This window comes from Burkholderia sp. LS-044 (genome assembly GCF_004803625.1).
Classification (GTDB): domain Bacteria; phylum Pseudomonadota; class Gammaproteobacteria; order Burkholderiales; family Burkholderiaceae; genus Burkholderia; species Burkholderia cepacia.
The window spans coordinates 72,840-89,003 of sequence record NZ_SSWO01000002.1 but is presented as its reverse complement, the minus strand read 5'-3'; the positions used below and the strand labels follow the sequence as shown (position 1 = coordinate 89,003).

General features: G+C 67.8%; 15 protein-coding genes. 2 read left to right on the top strand and 13 right to left on the bottom strand.

What is annotated here, in order from left to right; genetic code table 11:
• Nucleotides 1-10 precede the first annotated feature (10 nt).
• From E9536_RS05480 to panE, 5 genes are all read right to left on the bottom strand, one after another.
• Nucleotides 11-1,024 (bottom strand): ABC transporter permease, encoded by a 1,014-nt coding sequence (locus E9536_RS05480; RefSeq protein ID WP_060173289.1) that lies wholly within the window; start codon nucleotides 1,022-1,024, stop codon nucleotides 11-13.
• Nucleotides 1,011-2,531 carry a sugar ABC transporter ATP-binding protein gene (locus tag E9536_RS05475; RefSeq protein WP_060173358.1) on the bottom strand — a complete coding sequence of 507 codons (1,521 nt, stop codon included), beginning with the start codon at nucleotides 2,529-2,531 and terminating at the stop codon, nucleotides 1,011-1,013. The genes E9536_RS05480 and E9536_RS05475 overlap by 14 nt, the downstream gene beginning before the upstream one ends.
• Before the next feature lie 62 nt (nucleotides 2,532-2,593).
• Nucleotides 2,594-3,535: a substrate-binding domain-containing protein gene (locus E9536_RS05470; RefSeq protein ID WP_060086287.1), complete on the bottom strand. Its 942-nt coding sequence runs from the start codon at nucleotides 3,533-3,535 to the stop codon at nucleotides 2,594-2,596.
• Nucleotides 3,536-3,653: 118 nt separating this feature from the next.
• Entirely contained in the window at nucleotides 3,654-4,613 is a 960-nt protein-coding gene (locus E9536_RS05465; RefSeq protein WP_027789505.1) for an AraC family transcriptional regulator, read from the bottom strand.
• A 231-nt stretch (nucleotides 4,614-4,844) separates the two neighbouring features.
• Nucleotides 4,845-5,792, bottom strand: a complete 948-nt coding sequence (gene panE, locus E9536_RS05460) for a 2-dehydropantoate 2-reductase (RefSeq protein ID WP_136469445.1) — start codon at nucleotides 5,790-5,792, stop codon at nucleotides 4,845-4,847.
• 246 nt (nucleotides 5,793-6,038) lie between these two features.
• Between panE and E9536_RS05455 the strand changes: the two genes are divergently transcribed.
• The gene (locus E9536_RS05455) at nucleotides 6,039-7,592 is read left to right on the top strand and encodes a methyl-accepting chemotaxis protein (protein ID WP_027789507.1); all 1,554 of its coding nucleotides are present in this window, start codon (nucleotides 6,039-6,041) and stop codon (nucleotides 7,590-7,592) included.
• Nucleotides 7,593-7,615: 23 nt separating this feature from the next.
• Here E9536_RS05455 and E9536_RS05450 read toward each other — a convergent pair whose 3' ends face one another.
• On the bottom strand, nucleotides 7,616-8,293 hold the full coding sequence (locus tag E9536_RS05450) for a response regulator transcription factor (protein ID WP_027789508.1): 678 nt from the start codon (nucleotides 8,291-8,293) through the stop codon (nucleotides 7,616-7,618).
• Nucleotides 8,294-8,691: 398 nt separating this feature from the next.
• On the opposite strand from E9536_RS05450, the gene E9536_RS05440 reads away from it, so the two are divergent.
• The gene (locus tag E9536_RS05440; RefSeq protein WP_136469444.1) at nucleotides 8,692-9,186 is read left to right on the top strand and encodes a hypothetical protein; all 495 of its coding nucleotides are present in this window, start codon (nucleotides 8,692-8,694) and stop codon (nucleotides 9,184-9,186) included.
• Nucleotides 9,187-9,211: 25 nt separating this feature from the next.
• Here E9536_RS05440 and E9536_RS05435 read toward each other — a convergent pair whose 3' ends face one another.
• From E9536_RS05435 to E9536_RS05405, 7 genes are all read right to left on the bottom strand, one after another.
• Entirely contained in the window at nucleotides 9,212-9,718 is a 507-nt protein-coding gene (locus tag E9536_RS05435) for a hypothetical protein (protein ID WP_136469443.1), read from the bottom strand.
• Between the two features lie 129 nt (nucleotides 9,719-9,847).
• A complete protein-coding gene (locus tag E9536_RS05430; RefSeq protein ID WP_049096304.1) occupies nucleotides 9,848-11,245 on the bottom strand; it encodes a sigma-54 dependent transcriptional regulator in 1,398 nt (465 codons plus the stop codon).
• Between the two features lie 134 nt (nucleotides 11,246-11,379).
• Complete coding sequence (locus tag E9536_RS05425) at nucleotides 11,380-11,964, bottom strand: hypothetical protein (protein WP_027789512.1); 585 nt, start codon at nucleotides 11,962-11,964, stop codon at nucleotides 11,380-11,382.
• A 154-nt stretch (nucleotides 11,965-12,118) separates the two neighbouring features.
• Nucleotides 12,119-13,831 (bottom strand): chemotaxis protein CheA, encoded by a 1,713-nt coding sequence (locus E9536_RS05420; RefSeq protein WP_136469442.1) that lies wholly within the window; start codon nucleotides 13,829-13,831, stop codon nucleotides 12,119-12,121.
• Between the two features lie 44 nt (nucleotides 13,832-13,875).
• Nucleotides 13,876-14,157 carry a hypothetical protein gene (locus E9536_RS05415; protein ID WP_011354481.1) on the bottom strand — a complete coding sequence of 94 codons (282 nt, stop codon included), beginning with the start codon at nucleotides 14,155-14,157 and terminating at the stop codon, nucleotides 13,876-13,878.
• 75 nt (nucleotides 14,158-14,232) lie between these two features.
• Nucleotides 14,233-14,823, bottom strand: a complete 591-nt coding sequence (locus tag E9536_RS05410; protein ID WP_034195965.1) for a hypothetical protein — start codon at nucleotides 14,821-14,823, stop codon at nucleotides 14,233-14,235.
• 111 nt (nucleotides 14,824-14,934) lie between these two features.
• On the bottom strand, nucleotides 14,935-15,261 hold the full coding sequence (locus E9536_RS05405; RefSeq protein WP_027789515.1) for a hypothetical protein: 327 nt from the start codon (nucleotides 15,259-15,261) through the stop codon (nucleotides 14,935-14,937).
• Nucleotides 15,262-16,164 lie beyond the last annotated feature (903 nt).

The window sequence follows — 16,164 nt, the reverse complement described above, 5'->3', positions numbered from 1 at the left end:
GGAAGATGCGTTACCGCGACCGTTCGCGGCTGATGTAGATCGCGAGCAGGATGATTCCGCCCTTGATCACGTTCTGCACATACGGGTTCACGCCGATCATGTTCAGCCCGTTGTTGAGCACGCCAAGTAGCAGCGCGCCGACCAGCGTGCCGAGGATCGCGCCGCGCCCGCCCGAGATCGACGTGCCGCCCATCACGACGGCCGCGATCGCGTCGAGCTCGAAGCCCACGCCGGCGTTCGGCTGCCCGCTCATCAGCCGCCCGGTCAGCACGATCGCGGCGAGCGCCGACGTGAGCCCGGCCAGCGTGTAGACGATCAGCTTCACGCGCGCCACGCGCACGCCGGTGAGCCGCGTCGCCTGCTCGTTGCCGCCGATCGCGTACACGTAGCGGCCGAACGGCATCCGGTCGAGCAGCAGCCACGCGATTGCATAGACCGCCAGCATGATCAGCACCGGCGCCTGGATGCCGAATACCTTGCCGCTGCCGAAGAACGCGACCCAGTCGGGCAGCCCGTCGATCGGATAGCCGCCCGTGTAGATCAGCGCCAGGCCGCGCGCGATGCCCATCGTCGCGAGCGTGACGATGATCGGCGGCATCCCCGCGAACGCGACGAACAGGCCGTTCAGGAAGCCGAACCCGAGGCCGACCGCGATGCCGATCGCGAGCGCGGCCACCGCGTTCACGCCGGCGACCATCAGCCCGGCCGCGAGCGTGCCCGACAGCGCCATCACCGAGCCGACCGACAGGTCGATCCCGCCGGTCAGGATCACGCAGGTCATGCCCACCGCGATGATCGCGTTGATCGACACCTGGCGCAGCACGTTCTCCAGGTTCGCGGCGGACAGGAAACTCGGGCTCGCGATCATCATCGCGATGCACACGACGATCAGGCCGACGAGCGGATAGAACAGCGTCGAGCGTCGCAACTGCGCCCACATCGCGCGCGGCGGCGGTGCGTCGCCGTTTCCGGCGGCAGCCGCGAGGGTCGGGGAAGGCGTGGAAGAAGAATCAGGCAGGTTCATGGGTCGCTCCTCGCGTGCCGGCCGTGGCATAGGTCATGACCGTGTCGGGATCGATCTCGTCGCCTTCGAGCGTCGCCTCGATGCGCCCCTGCCGGAACACGGCAACGCGATCGCACATGCCGACGATCTCCGGCAGCTCGGACGAGATCATGATGATGGCGTAGCCGCGCGCGGTGAGTTCGCGCATCAGCCCGTAGATTTCGGCTTTCGCGCCGACGTCGATGCCGCGCGTCGGCTCGTCGAAGATCAGCACCGACGTGTGATGGTTGAGCCAGCGCGCAATCACCACCTTCTGCTGGTTGCCGCCGGACAGCGTCGCGACCTCGGCATGGATCGACGGCGCCTTCACGCCGACGCGCCGCATCACGTCGTGCGTCGCGCGCGCCTCGCCGCGGCGGTCGATCAGCCAGCGCATCGACCGGTACTTGCCGAGGTTGTTCAGCGAGATGTTGTCGCGAATCGAGAACGACGTGACGAGCCCTTCCGTCTTGCGGCTTTCCGGCAGGATGCCGATGCCCGCGCGCAACGCGTCGGCCGGATCGGCGAGCGTCGCCGCCGTGCCGCGCACGCGCACGTCCTTGCGATGCGCACGCGTCGCGCCGATCACCGCGAGCGCGGTTTCGGTGCGGCCCGAGCCGACCAGCCCGGCGAAGCCGAGAATCTCGCCCGCATGCAGCGCGAAGCGGTTCACGGGGCCGTCGCGCTCGATCTGCAGCGCATCGACCTCCAGTACCCGCGGCGCATCCGCCGCGCGCGCCGGCTTCGGCGGAAAACTGCTCTCGATCCGCCGCCCGACCATCATCCGCACCAGCTGCTCGACGTCGGTGCGCGCGACGTCGGTCGTCGCAACGTACTGGCCGTCGCGCAGCACCGTGATGCGGTCGCACACCGCGAAGATTTCCTCGAGATGATGCGAGATGAAGATCATCGCGACGCCCTGCCGCTTCAGCTCGCGCATGATCGCGAACAGGTGCCCGGCCTCGGCCGGCGTGAGCGTGGCGGTCGGTTCGTCGAGGATCAGGATGCGCGCGTCGAGCGACAGCGCCTTGCCGATCTCGACGAACTGCTGCTGCGCGACCGACAACGCACGGATCGGCGCATCGAGATCGATCGCGACGCCGAGCCGCGCGAAGATGCCGGCCGCCGCGCGACGCATCCGCTTGCGGTCGCGTGCGCCCCAGCGGTTGCGCAGCTCGCGGCCGAGGAACAGGTTGTCGACGGCATCGAGATGCGGGATCAGGCTGAATTCCTGGAACACGATGCCGACACCCGCCGCGACCGCGTCGCGATAGTCCGCGAAACGACGCACCTCGCCGTCGATTTCGATCGTGCCGGTATCCGGCCGATGAATGCCGCACAGGATCTTCATCAGCGTCGACTTGCCCGCGCCGTTCTCGCCGAGCAGCGCGTGAATCTCGCCGCGCGCGATCTCGAGATGAATGCCGGACAGCGCCTTCACGCCCGGAAAGCTTTTCGCGATGTCGCTGAGCCGGAGTATCGTGTCCATCGGTTTCTCCGTACGAAAGGCGCCGGCCGTGCCGCCGCCCTTCGAGTCGCATTGCACGTCGTTCACCAGCTGAAGCCCTTCGCGTTGCCGCGGTCGACCACCTTCACGTCGACCGGGATCGCCTTCGGCACCGTCGCGCCCCACTTGCGCGCAATCGCGATGCCGAGCGCGATACGCACCTGGTCGGCCGGGAACTGCGCGGTCGTCTCGATGAACTTCGAATTCGGTTTCTGGATCGCGGCGATCGCCTCGGGCGCACCGTCGACGCTCGTCAGCTTGATGTCCTTGCCCGAGCTCTCGATCGCGGCGAGCGCGCCCATCGCGCCGCCGTCGTTCACGCTGAAGACGCCCTTCAGCTTCGGGTGCGCGGAGATCAGGTTCTCGGTCACCGACAGCGCGGTCGCGCGCTCCTGCTTGCCGTTCTGCGTGTCGACCAGCTTCACGTTCGGGTATTTCGCGAGCCCCGCCTTGCAACCGCGCACGCGTTCGAGAATCGGCACGACCGGAATGCCGTCGAGGATCGCCACCTCGCCGCTGCCGCCGATCGCTTTCGCGAGGTAGTCGCACGACATCACGCCCGCGTCGTAGTTCTTCGAGCCGACGAACGAATCGACCGGGCCGTTCGCGTTCGCATCGACGGCCACGACCACCGCGCCGGCCTTCTTCGCCTGCGTGATCGCCGACTGGATGCCGGTCGAATCGGTCGGGTTCACGAGCAGGATGTCGATCTTCTTCTGCAGCATGTCCTCGACGTCGCTCACCTGCTTGCTGACGTCGTGATGCGCGTCGGTGACGACGACCTGCGCGCCGATCGACGCGGCCGCGTCGTTCAGCGCCTTCTGCATCGTCACGAAATACGGGTTGTTGAGTTCCTGGAACGTCATGCCGATCCGCAGCGGTGCGGCCTGCACGGCGGCGGGCAGCCAGGCCGCGGCGGCAAGCGCGGCAACCGCCGCCAGACGGGCGGCGCGACGGGGGAATGAGGCGGGCGATGCAGGCGTCATGACGGTGTCTCCGGTTGTATAAGGCTTTTTCGTGGGTGAGCAAGCCCCTCGCGACGCAGGCGGCGCGATCGGCTGGGTGAAACGGCGTGGAAAACTCGGGCCGGCGGCGGCCCCGCGATCATCCGGGCTGCGGGGCGAGTTCGGGCGCGCCGGGCGTCACGACGCGCGGCGGCAGCGGATTGCCGGTGGGCGCCGCGTGCAGCGCCAGTTCGCGGCTGCGCGCGTTCAGGCGCTGCAGCGCGCGGAATTCGGACGGCGCCATCCCCTTCACCGCGCGGAACTGGCGGTTGAAGTTCGACACGTTGTTGAAGCCGGCCTGGAAGCAGATATCGGTGATGTTCGCGTCGTCGGCGAGCAGCAGCTGGCACGCGGATTCAATCCGCAGACGATTCACGTACTGGACGAACGGCATGCCCGTCTGGCGATGAAACGCGCGCGAGAACGCGCTGACGCTCTGCCCGGTCAGTTGCGCGAGATCGGATTCGCGCAGCTCGGACGCGAGGTTCTTGCCGATGTACGACAGCGCATGGCTGAGCCGCGTCGGCGTGACATCGGCCTGGTCGTACGCGGGGCTCGCGAGCAGCGTGCGTTCGGCCGCGCCGCACAGCCGTTCGAGGATCGTCATGAACAGCGCGATGCGGCGCATGCCGCGCGCGGCCAGCAGTTCGTCGAACAGCGGCGCGATCGCGGCGCTGGTCGCCGCGTCGAAGCCGACTCCGCGCCGCGCATCGTCGAGCAACGCCTGCGCGTCGCGGCATTCGGGGAACGCGTCCATGCAGCGGCGCACGAACGCCGGGTCGAACTGGATCACGAGATTGCGGCGTTCGACGGTTTCGCCTTCGGCCATGTCGCTGACCCAGTTGTGCGGCAGGTTCGGGCCGAGCAGCACAAGATGGCCGGGGCCGAACGAACCGATGTGGTCGCCGACGAAATACTTGCCGCGCGTCGCGACGATCAGGTGCAGCTCGAATTCGGGATGGAAGTGCCAGCGGATCGTGCGATACGGATAACCGTGCGACCAGACCTTGAACGACTCGTCGCGTCGCACTTCGACCACTTCCAGATCGGGGTGCATCATGTGGGCGTCTCCATTCCCGTGTCTCGCCGGCCGGTTCGTTTTGCGCGTGCGCCGCGTATTTCACGCGGCGACGCGACCGGTCGCATGGGAAGCAATGTAGGTCGATCGAGCGCGCGGCTCCACCAACTTTACGCCTGATTTTCGATACTTTTTTGCCCATTCCGGCCGCAAATGGCGCCGGATGGCAAATTTTTGCAGTGCAGAACGGCCGTGCGGCCGCCTGCTCGGCGCTTACGCGGCCGCGTGCTCGCGCGCGGTACGCGCTTCGTACGCCTTAAGGTGGTTGTACGCGATCCGCAGCAGCGACAGCGCATCGGCCGCCAGCGGGTCGCGGCGCGCGAGCAGGTCGCCGATCACGTGATCGGCTTCGACGCGCGCATGGTTTTCGACGTCGCGCAGCATCGACGCGGTCAGCGGCGACGGCGTCAGCACCATCCGCTGCATCCGCTCGATGGCGGCCGGACCGGGCCGGTGGCCGTTGTACTCGGCAATCGCACTGCATTCGCCGAGCATCGTCTCGAGCAGGCGGCGGCCGTCCGGCGCGGCGAGAATGTCGCCGACCGAGGCGCGGAACAGCGACGTGCTCGCGGCGAGCGTCGCGAGGAACACCCATTTTTCCCACATCCGCGCGGCCACGTCGTCACTGAGCGTCGCATCGAAACCCGCGCCGCCGAGCACCTCGGCCACCGCGCGCACACGCGGCGATTCGCCGCCCGCGAGTTCGCCGAACGTGACCCCATGCGTGTCGTTGAGGTGCACGATGCGCTGCTCGCGATCGAGCGTCGCCGCGATCACGCACAGCCCTCCGAGCACCTGCGCGGCGCCGAACCGCTCGCGCAGCACGTCGAGATGGCGCATCCCGTTGAGCATGGGCAGGATCAGCGTCTGCGGGCCGACGAACGGCGCGAACGACTCAATCGCGTCGTCGAGGCTGTACGCCTTGCAGCTCAGCAGCACGAGGTCGAACGGCGCGACGCCGGCACCCGCGTCGCCCGCGCGCACGGTCTGCACGTTCGCGAGCGTCAGGTCGCCGCGCGGGCTGCGGATCAGCAGCCCGTCGCGCGCCAGCGCGGCCGCGCGGCCGTCGCGCACCAGGAACGTCACGTCGCGCCCCGCCGCGGCCAGCCGGCCGCCGAAGTATCCGCCGACCGCGCCGGCCCCCACCACCAGAATTCGCATCGTTGCCTCCTTTCGGTTTCATTCGCCGCCGCGCCGCGCGCGGCGCGCATTCAAACGCCCCGACAGTATAGCGACGCCCGTTATGCATATGCATAGATGCCCTTGTCGGTGTCGACGGCATCGGCGATGGCGCCGGCGCCGGCTCCTAGGGATAACCCGCCTACGGCAACGCACGTCGGGCGCCGTCAAGACACTTATCCCGTCACGCCGCCCCGGCGAGCTTCCACGACTGACCGACCACACACCATGCGCAACCTTTCCCTGAATCAGAAACTCGCCTCGATGATCGTCATCCTCTGGCTCGGCCTGCTCGTGATCGCCGGGCTCGGGGCCTGGCAGACGCGCGCATCGATGATCGCGGACCGCCGCGACCAGCTCGCGTCGCTGGTCGCGCAGGCCGCGAGCGTGACCGATCATTACTACAAGCTGTCGCAGCAGAACGCGCTGCCGGAAGCCGACGCGAAGCAGAAGGCACTCGAGGCGATCGCCGCGATGCGTTCCGGCGCCGACGGCTACATCTCCGTCAACGACTCGAAGCCCGTGATCGTGATGCATCCGATCAAGGCCGACCTCAACGGCAAGGACGTGTCGAATTTCACCGACCCGAACGGCAAGCACCTGTTCGTCGAGATCGTGAAGGCCGGCAACCTCGAAGGCGGCAAGGGCTTCGTCGAGTATCTGTGGCCGAAGCCGGGCGCCGACAAGCCGCAGGAGAAAACCAGCGCCGTGCAGCGCTTCGCACCCTGGGACTGGTACATCGTGACCGGCATGTACATGAATGACGTGCGCACCGCCGTGCTCGAAAGCGTCGGCCGCTGGCTCGCGATGACGACCGTGCTCGGCGGGATCGCGACCGCCGTGATGGTGCTGGTGCTGAAAAGCGTGCGCGCGAACCTCGGCGGCGAGCTGGAAGTGGCACTCGACGCCGCGCAGCGCATCGCGCAGGGCGACCTGACCGCGCACGTCGCCGTGAAGCACGACGATCGCGGCAGCCTGCTGCACGCGCTGCACACGATGCAAGGCGGGCTGATCGACATGGTGTCGCGCGTGCGGATGGGTACCGAGAACATCAACGTCGGCGCAAGCGAGATCGCGTCGGGCAACACGGACCTGTCGCAGCGCACCGAGGAACAGGCGGCCGCGCTCGTGCAGACCGCGTCGAGCATGGACCAGATGACCGCGAACGTGAAGCAGAACGCGGACAGCGCCGCCCAGGCCGCGTCGCTCGCCGGCCAGGCCGCGCAGGTCGCGACGCGCGGCAGCGCGGTGGTCGACGACGTCGTGCGCACGATGAACGAGATCACCGACCGCTCGCACAAGATCGGCGACATCATCGGCGTGATCGACGGGATCGCGTTCCAGACCAACATCCTCGCGCTGAATGCGGCCGTCGAAGCCGCGCGCGCGGGCGAACAGGGCCGCGGCTTCGCAGTGGTCGCGGCCGAAGTGCGCTCGCTCGCGCAACGCTCGGCGACGGCGGCGAAGGAAATCAAGTCGCTGATCGTGTCGTCGAACGAGACCGTCGAGCAAGGCGCGGCGCTCGTCACGCACGCGGGCGAGACGATGGCCGAGATCGTGCAGTCGGTGCGGCGCGTGAACGAGATCCTCGACGAGATCAGCCATGCGTCGCGCGAACAGAGCGCCGGCATCGAGCAGGTCAATCGCGCGGTGGGCGAGATGGACCAGGTCACGCAGCAGAACGCGGCGCTCGTCGAAGAAGCGGCGGCCGCCGCGCATTCGCTGCGCGATCAGGCCGAGGCGCTGCGGGACGCCGTGACGCGGTTCGCATTGCCGGCCTGACGGCGGCCGCCCGGCGCGCGGGCTCACGCCGCGTCGCCGGGCCGCGGCGCGGCCGCACCGGTGCCGAGCCCCAGCCCCGCCGCCCGCCTGACCAGCTCGACGTCGTTGTTCACGCCGAGCTTCTTCATCGCGCTGATCTTCTGCGCACTGACCGTCTGCTTGCCCTTGCTCAGACGCTGCGCGATCGTCTTGATCGGCACCCCCGACAGATACAGGCGAATGACCTCGATTTCGCGCGCCGACAGCTTCACGGGCGCCTCGCCGCGCTCGCCGGCCGCATCGACCGCGCGCCTGACGAGCGGCGACAGGTAGTGCCCGCCGCTGTAGCTCGAATGAATGGCCGTGACGATATGGCCGACCTCGTCGAACTTGCTGACGACGCTCACGCCGCCGATCGCGAGGATCGACCCGACGATCAGCGGATTCTCGTTCGCGACCAGCACGACGACCCCGACGTTCGGACGCGTGCGCCGCAGCCAGTCGAGCAGCCCGAGGCCGTCCATCTGCGCGTCCCCGCGGATCGCATAGTCGACCAGCACGACATCGCAGTCGACGCCGCCGAGCGACGCGGCCAGCTCGGCCACATTCCGGCATACCGCGACGAGCTCGATCGCGCAGGCGCTGCCTGCGACCTGCTCGATGCCGGCCAGCGTCAACGGCCAGTCGTACGCGAAGACGATGCGAACGTTGAATTTCCTCATGCGTGGTTCCCGGTGGTTCATCGGCCGCGCGACGCAGAGCGCGCACGGCCGGTTTGGCGTTGATCGGACGTTCAGGCTATTTTTAGCCTGCACACCGATTCTATGAAGCCGCACGCGGACGGGATATCGGACGGTAACGGGATTGGTCGTCAGGGACGTAATACGAGTTTGATATTTGCGCCGGTTCGAGCGGCCGTCCCGGAGCGGCCGGCACCTGGAAACATCGGCCGGATGGCCGGCGTGGCGGGCCATACGGGCCATCCGGCCGGCCAGCAGGTAAAATCGACGCCTTTGCATGCCGCGCCGGGCCGCCGGCGGCGAGCGACGCGCCGATGCCGGCCGCGCGCCACCGCCCCGTGCCCGCGCCCGTACTCCGGTGGCCCCGCCCCGCTTTCCTCATGACCGAATCCGACCTGCAATCCGACGACACCTCCATCCACGAAGACGGCCTCTGGCGCGACAACGGCTGGACGGCCCGCATCATCAAGAACGAAGACGACGACGGCTGGGCCGTCGAAATGATCAAGGACGGCGAGTCCGAGCCCGCGCTCGTCGGGCCGTGGACCATGGGCCGCGACAAGAAGAACCCCAAGCCGATGGACGCGAACGCGTTCCGCACGCTCGTGAAGACCGCGAGCGAGGTGCTGATGCGCCACGAGCAGCAGCGGCGCGCGATGCTGCACAAGGAAGTGACGGTTCAGGGCGAGAACGGCCAGGATGTGTCGGTGACGCTCGACATCGTGCCGGACGAATTCGAGCCGTACGCGCAGCTCAAGGCATTCGATCCGTATGGCGAGCTGCTGGCCGAAGCCAAGGTGTCGGCCGGTTTCAAGCTCAACAAGGCCGGTGCCGAGCGCTGGGTCGCCTCGGGCTTCGAGCGGCCGGCCTCCTGATCGCGCGGCACGCCGCGCCGCACGCTCAGGCGCCGGCGCCCTGCCGCGCGCGCTGCAGCCGGCGCGCCGCCAGCTTGCGCCGCACGAGCTGCTCGAACTGCCGCGTCGCGACCTGCGGATCGCGCGCGGCCAGCCCGAGCGCGTTGCGCGCGAGCTGGATCGGCGTCAGCACGAGGCCCCACGGCAGCCCCCACCAGCCGAACGCGGCCGACGCCAGCAACGCGACCGCCTGCTTCCTGCGGCCGCAACGCCGGCAGCACACGTGGCGCCGTGTCGCCCAGCGCGTGACGAACAGCAGCGACACGACGCGATGCGACGCATGGACATCGACCGGCCGGTCGTCGCGACGGCAGATCGGGCACGGCCCGTAACGCCAGTCGTGTACGTACTCCCAGACCTTCGCGCCGGGCACCCGCTCCGCCTCGACGACGATCGGATGCGCCCGGGCGCACGCCGGACGGCAATAGCGGCGGCCGTCGATCGACCGCCCGCCGACCAGGAACGTCCTGCCGCAGTGACTGCACTCTGCCACGGTAACCTCGGATAAGCGTGATGCGCCGCATGCCGGCCACGCGCATCGCCGCGCGGCGGTCCGGACGGGCCGTTTCATGTCTTAACGGCCGACGTCGCGCGGTCTTGAGCGGCTGCGCGCCGCGGCGCGTCAGCCGTGCAGCCCGTGCGCGGTCATCAGCCGATACAGCGTCGCGCGCGAGATGCCCAGCTCGGCCGCCACGTCGGCATGCTGGTGGCGGTGGCGCATCAGCGTTTCCTCGATCGCGCGCCGCTCGGCGCGCCGGCGCGTTTCGGCGAGCGTCGGCGGCTGCCGCGACGTGTACTGGTGCAGTTCGAGATCGGCGGCCGAGATCATCGGGCCGTTCGTCATCACGACCGCAAGCCGGATCCGGTTGATCAGCTCGCGCACGTTGCCCGGCCACGGATAGTTGTGGATCGCTTCGACCGCGCTCGGCATGAAGCCGCGAATCCGTTGCGCATTGTCGCCGCGATAGCGCCGCAGCACATGGTCGGCGAGCAGCATGATGTCGCGGCCGCGCACGCGCAGCGGCGGTTCGTCGATGCGCAGCACGCACAGGCGGTAGTACAGGTCGGCACGGAACCGCCCCGCCTGCATCGCGGCCTCGAGATCGACGTGAGTCGCCGACACGATCCGCACGTCCACCGGAATCGACGCGTGCCCGCCGAGGCGCTCGATCGTGCCTTCCTGCAGGAAGCGCAGCAGGCTCGCCTGGCTCTCGAACGGCATGTCGCCGATTTCATCGAGAAACAGCGTACCGCCGTGCGCCGCCTCGATACGGCCGATCTTGCGCTGGTGCGCGCCCGTGAACGCGCCGCGCTCGTGGCCGAACAGTTCGGCCTGCAGCAGCGTCGACGGAATGGCCGCGCAGTTCACGGCGACGAACGGCGCGTCGGCGCGCGACGACTGCTGGTGAATCGCCGCCGCCGTCAGCTCCTTGCCGGTACCGGACTCACCGGCGATGAAAACGGTCGCCTCCGTATTCGCGACCTTGCGGATCGTCGCGAACAGCCGGCGCATCGCGTCGCACGAGCCGATCATCGTGCCGCCGGGGGGCGCCGCATCGGCGTCCGGGCTGCCGTCCGCGAGCCTCAGCATCCCGTACGCATGGCCGACCAGATAGCCGATCGTCGTGTACGCAGTCGCGTTGCGCACGTAATCGAAACAGCAGTGGCGAATCAGGCGCGCGATGGAAATATCCCGCAGCCGCTCGTCGTCGGCGAACGCGAGCCAGCCGACGCGCGGGTCGCGCAGCAGCGCCTCGAACGACGTGACGTCGGGCGACGCGAAGCTGCCGAAATCGACGATGCCCGCATGCAGACGGTTCGCCCTGACGAGATTCAGTGCGTCCGCAACGGTTTTCGCGCGCCACACGTCCCAGCCGCGCGACGCGAGACAATCGACGAGCGCGGCGTCGTGCTGCTGCGACAGGTAGACGAGCGGCCGCGACGGCACGACATGGTTGCGCCGGACGGCAATGAACGGTGCCGTCCCCGCATCGCGTTCGAGATCCTGCGGGCCCGACACCCTGATCTGGCAGCAATGGTTCACGATGGCCTCGTCGCTTGGGTTGGTTGTCGAAACGGCCGTTGCCGGATCGCGTGGAGCGGGGCACCGTGGTCCCGCGACGCGGCGCCGGGCCGTTCTCGGATTGACGTTCGTTATCGGCAGAAAACGACGCGCTGCGTGTAGATCTGCGGCTCGACGACCGGCTTCGCGGCACCGTTGAGGTCGTCACGATAGGCCCGGTAGGTCTTGCCGTTCACCGTCACTTCCGTCGCACGGGCCGTCTCGATCGAGCTGAGCCCGTTGCGCTGCCAGCCGCTCACCTGGTCCGCCGCCGTCACGCTCGCATCGCCTGCGATCTTCTGCGTGATCGCGCTGCCGTCGCTCCATGGCTGCGTCTGCATGTCCTCGGCATGCTGCATCGCGCCGACCGTCTTGCCGGTCGGCGTCGGCCCCCTCTGCGCCTCGAACGGCGCGCCACGGCCGTACACCGGCGATTGCCACGACGGCGCGTGACCCTCCTCCGGCATCATGTAGATCATCTGCGGATCGCCGATCATCATCATCGGCGCGCACGCCGTGTTGTCGGCGCGACCGAGCGTCGTCAGCGCCTGCGCGACGCTCGCGGCGTTTGCCGCGGTCTGCTCGCCCAGGATCACGAAGACCGCCGGGTTCTGAAATACCGCCTGTGCTGCGGCTTGTGCGCTGTACAACAACAGAGCGACCAAAAAGATCCTCATGATTGAGGCCTCCTTGCATCCTCGTCAGGCAAAAAGAGGTGTTGACCTCGGGGATGGGACCAACACCCGTCAAACAGGAAACGACCGTCGGGCATCGGGTCCGGACGACTCCCGTGCGCCACCATTCCGGCGCACGGGAGCCAAACCCGCGTGCTTACGACGACGTGCTCGTCGAGATGACGGCCGGAGCCGGCAAGACCGGTACAGCCGGGGCGGCCTGCTGGTCGACCGGAGCCGCCGGCAATCCTTGCGCCGGATCGGACAACGCCGGCATCTCGGCGGGCTGCGCGGCTGCCTGGTCCGGCACCTTCGCGTCGGCTGCCGGCATGTCGGCAGGCGCTGCGGCCGCGGCGGCGGCAGGCTGCGCGGGTTCCGGTGCGGGCGCTTCCGCGGCGACCGGAGCCGGTTCGGCGGCCTTCGCATCGGCTGCCGGTGCGGGCATCGCGGCCTCGGCTGCGGGCGCCGCGACGACGGCAGCGGCCGGCGTCGTATCCGCAGCCGGCGCGGCAGCGGCCTGCGCTGCGTTGTCGGTCGCGGCCGGCATCGGCTCCGGTGCCTTGTCGGCGACGGGCTGCACAGGCTCGGGGGCCTTGTCGGCGATTGCCGGTGCGGGTTCGGGCGCCTTGTCGGCAACCGCCGGCGCGGGCTCCGGTGCCTTGTCGGCGACCGCCGGCGCGGGCTCCGGTGCCTTGTCGGCGACGGGCTGCACGGGTTCGGGGGCCTTCGTCTCGGCGACCGGCGCGGCAGGCACCGGCGATGCCTTGTCCGCAACGGCCGGCGCGGCGAGCACGGCGGCAGCCGGCACGGCGGCGATCGCGGCCGCCGGTACGACCGAGGCTGCGGGCGCGGCCGCGACAGCCGGTGCGGCAGCCACCGCAGGCGCTGCGGCGACGGCCGGTGCAGCGGCTGCAATGGCGGGTTTGGCAACGGCAGGGGCTGTGGCAGCAACAGCCGGCGCCGCCATTGCCGGCGCGGCAGCAGCAACAGCCGGTGCGGCAACGGCCGGCGCGGCGGCAACCGGCGCGATCGACGGCACGGGCACGGGTACCGGCACCGACACGGGCGCCGCCTGCACCGAGGTCGTCGCCACCGGGCGGGCCTGCGCCGGTGCCGGCGCGGCTGCGCCCAGCGGCGGCAAGCCCATGCGGTCACGCACGATCGGATCGCGATACTTCACGTCGTCGGCGACCGTCGCTTCCACGCTCGGCGCCACGTTCGAACGTGCGAGCGGCGTCGTGGTGCCCGGGCACAGATGCCCGGTCGCTTCCACCGCACGCCGGTTCGCGTCGCTCTGGCAGAGCAGCGCGAGCGCCACGTCGGTCAGGCCCATCGCACGGAATTCACGCGCATCGAGACGCCGCACGCAGGCCTGGTCGACCAGCGTCGTGCCGCCCGTCGCGCCGAACCCCGGGAACGACACGCCGACGCTCACCGATCCCATGCAGGTATCGGACAGCGTGGTCGTGAGGCCCGGCGCCTGGATCGCGGGGTTCGTCTTGATCGTCTGCGTGCCGGAGTAGTTGACGTTTTCCGACGACTGGGTGTTGTACGGGTTGGTGCCGGGCGCGCCGGACGACTGCAGCGACTGCGGCGTCACGTTCGTGCCGCCGCTCGTGCTGGACGGCATCGTCACGTTCACGTTCACGCTCGAATTGCCGCTGCTGCGAACCCCGCTGGAGCTGGTGGCGTTGCCGCCGCGCGAGCTCGTGGTGTTCGTGTTCATGCTCGAGCCGCCGCCCTGGCTGACTGCCGTCGACGACGTCGACGACTGCGCGCTCGAAGTCGAATCGGCGGTTTGCGCTTGGGCGCCGATCGTGGTCATCGCGAACATCGCAGCGCATGCCACCTTGATCCTGTTGCTGTTCATTTCACTCTCCGGACGAGGTTTTACCTCCCACCCAGGCAACCGTACTAATTCCCCTGATTCCCTTCAGCTTTGCCTGCTTCCCCGAACTGCTTCCAGCCGTTGCCCAGCTGGGACCACGAGCCGGCCGACATGCCCTGCCACTGCTGGGCGTCTGGTCCGCCGATGGCACTGCCCGAAGAAAGCGTTTGTTGTTCTGACGGTTTGGTTGTCTGGTCAGGGTTGTTTGACGTCTGCAAATTCGATTGCACGTCGTTGGCAATACGGTCAGCGCCATACGCCGTCAGAGACGCGAGCATCAGAGCGGCGGCAATCAGTTTCTGCTTCATGCCAACTCCTTACGTGACAACAATGTGGGCAAAAGAGACCAGCGTCGCTGGGAAACTGGTCCCCCCCACACCTGACTAATGACTGCTTCCGGTCGCACTTGAACTGGCGTTGCTTCCGCCCGATGCGGACGGCGAGCCGGCCGAACCGGTACTCCACACGGTCGACGAGTTGTAGTGATTCGAACCCGTGATCGCGCCTGACCCAGCACTGCCGGTCAGCCCAGCGGCACCCGCGTTGGCATTGCCCTGGTCGTTCGCGCTGCTGGCCGTGTAGTGGTTTGCGCCCAGCACGATCGTGGCACTCACCCCTCCCGACAGCGCATTCGCGTTCTCGTTCGTTTTGCTGTTTCCACCGTACGAGCCTGCGGCACCGATACCGCCGCCTGCCGCGAACGCGCCCCCGTTCGTGCCCGAACCGCTGGCCGTCGAGGTCGTGTTGTGGAAGGCGGATGCCGTGCCGGCGGAACCAGCGGGTGTCACCGTACTGCCCGCGTTCGCGCCCGCCGTCGAAGTCGAATTGCTGGTATAGCTGCCAGAGCCGACCAGAACCGAACCGGAAACACCCGCCGCAACGGACTGTGTCTGGTTGGTCGTGGAGGAACCCGCTGCCAATGCAGCCGACGATATGACGGTGAGCGCTGTCGCGAAAATGACTTTGGCTTTCATAGCAATTCCTTGCTGTGAGTAAGTTCGGCGGTGGCGGAGCCGGGTCTACCCCCATCGAGCGGAACCCGGCATCCGTACCGCCAGCCAATGACGAACGCTACGCGTCGCGGCTTAATAGTGGTGAACCGTCCAGCCGATCGAGCCGGCATTCGCGCCGCTGGTGCCACCTGCCTGTGCGCCACCGAAGCCGAAACCGCTAACCGACGACGATTGCGTGTGGTTCGTGTACGAGACCGAACCGCTGCCCGGGCCACCGGCAAGTGCGCCGGCTGCACCGAGTGCAGAGCCGGAATCGGTCGCGGTGAAATGGCCGAAGCCGGCAACGCCTGCCATCGTCGAACCGCCGCTCGACGAGCTGCTGCTCGACACCGTGCCGCTACCTGCGAACGCTGCACCCGAAACCGCCAGAACTGCTGCTGCAATCAGAAGCTTCTTCATGGTCGACTCCAAAACGGCGTGGACGGAGTGAGTCAGGAAGATCGCACGCCATCAACCTTCCTGACTTGAGCAATCCTCGAAATTAAGGATCACTATCAAATTAAGAAATCATGCTGCCTTTTCAATTTCTGTTTTTTGCGAATTTGGCCAGACGAAGCTTAGTCTCGTGTTTTTTGGTTATCCAAATTTTTTTGGTAGGTGTTTTCTATTATTTTTATGAACATTGGATTTATTAAAAAAACACAATCGGCCTGACAAGCCGGAAAGATGCAGACACATTTCCGGCCCGCGATATTCGATACCCCGCCGGTCGGCGTGCCGGCACGCGGCACTCCATTCCGGAATCGAAAATTCGCGAATACATTAACCACCGCAAATGCAGCGACGTTGAAAAATACACCTTTTATTCAGGCGACAACGGGCCTGCATTGCAGCCAGGTGGCATGTCGTCTCCCTGAGCTGTCGACGAAAGGTCTTCCGGATAATCCGGCCGACGGTCGTTCGATCTAATCCGGCCGGCGCCGGCATGGGCCAGGCGCGATCGAAGCGGCCCCGCACGGCCGAAGACGAATCGGCATCACGCTGTCCGGCACGAACAGCCTGATCCATCCCGATGAACCGAATGAAAGTGAGTGTCGCTGTCGCCCGACTGCCGTGCGGCGCGACAACCGCGCCAGCACGCGAAGCGCGCGGCGGGCAAGAAACCGGGACAGCGCAACCCGCGATGCTGGCACAGCGTCGCGAGCGTCACCCCGGCCTTTCCGACTACCCCACTGATGCGCAAAGTACGCGCCGATCAACCTACAGCTTATGGTCTTCATCGCCGTTTCCCCGACTGCTTATTGACGAGTTGGCCGCCCCACCTGTTCGTTGCTTCGTGTCGACCGCCCGCCGGTGCGTCCA

Excerpts from the sequence above, each read along its gene's own strand:
- E9536_RS05480 (WP_060173289.1), bottom strand. The coding sequence starts at position 1,024 with ATGAACCTGCCTGATTCTTCTTCCACGCCTTCCCCGACCCTCGCGGCT.
- E9536_RS05475 (WP_060173358.1), bottom strand. The coding sequence starts at position 2,531 with ATGGACACGATACTCCGGCTCAGCGACATCGCGAAAAGCTTTCCGGGC.
- E9536_RS05470 (WP_060086287.1), bottom strand. The coding sequence starts at position 3,535 with ATGACGCCTGCATCGCCCGCCTCATTCCCCCGTCGCGCCGCCCGTCTG.
- E9536_RS05465 (WP_027789505.1), bottom strand. The coding sequence starts at position 4,613 with ATGATGCACCCCGATCTGGAAGTGGTCGAAGTGCGACGCGACGAGTCG.
- panE (WP_136469445.1), bottom strand. The coding sequence starts at position 5,792 with ATGCGAATTCTGGTGGTGGGGGCCGGCGCGGTCGGCGGATACTTCGGC.
- E9536_RS05455 (WP_027789507.1), top strand. The coding sequence starts at position 6,039 with ATGCGCAACCTTTCCCTGAATCAGAAACTCGCCTCGATGATCGTCATC.
- E9536_RS05450 (WP_027789508.1), bottom strand. The coding sequence starts at position 8,293 with ATGAGGAAATTCAACGTTCGCATCGTCTTCGCGTACGACTGGCCGTTG.
- E9536_RS05440 (WP_136469444.1), top strand. The coding sequence starts at position 8,692 with ATGACCGAATCCGACCTGCAATCCGACGACACCTCCATCCACGAAGAC.
- E9536_RS05425 (WP_027789512.1), bottom strand. The coding sequence starts at position 11,964 with ATGAGGATCTTTTTGGTCGCTCTGTTGTTGTACAGCGCACAAGCCGCA.
- E9536_RS05420 (WP_136469442.1), bottom strand. The coding sequence starts at position 13,831 with ATGAACAGCAACAGGATCAAGGTGGCATGCGCTGCGATGTTCGCGATG.
- E9536_RS05415 (WP_011354481.1), bottom strand. The coding sequence starts at position 14,157 with ATGAAGCAGAAACTGATTGCCGCCGCTCTGATGCTCGCGTCTCTGACG.
- E9536_RS05410 (WP_034195965.1), bottom strand. The coding sequence starts at position 14,823 with ATGAAAGCCAAAGTCATTTTCGCGACAGCGCTCACCGTCATATCGTCG.
- E9536_RS05405 (WP_027789515.1), bottom strand. The coding sequence starts at position 15,261 with ATGAAGAAGCTTCTGATTGCAGCAGCAGTTCTGGCGGTTTCGGGTGCA.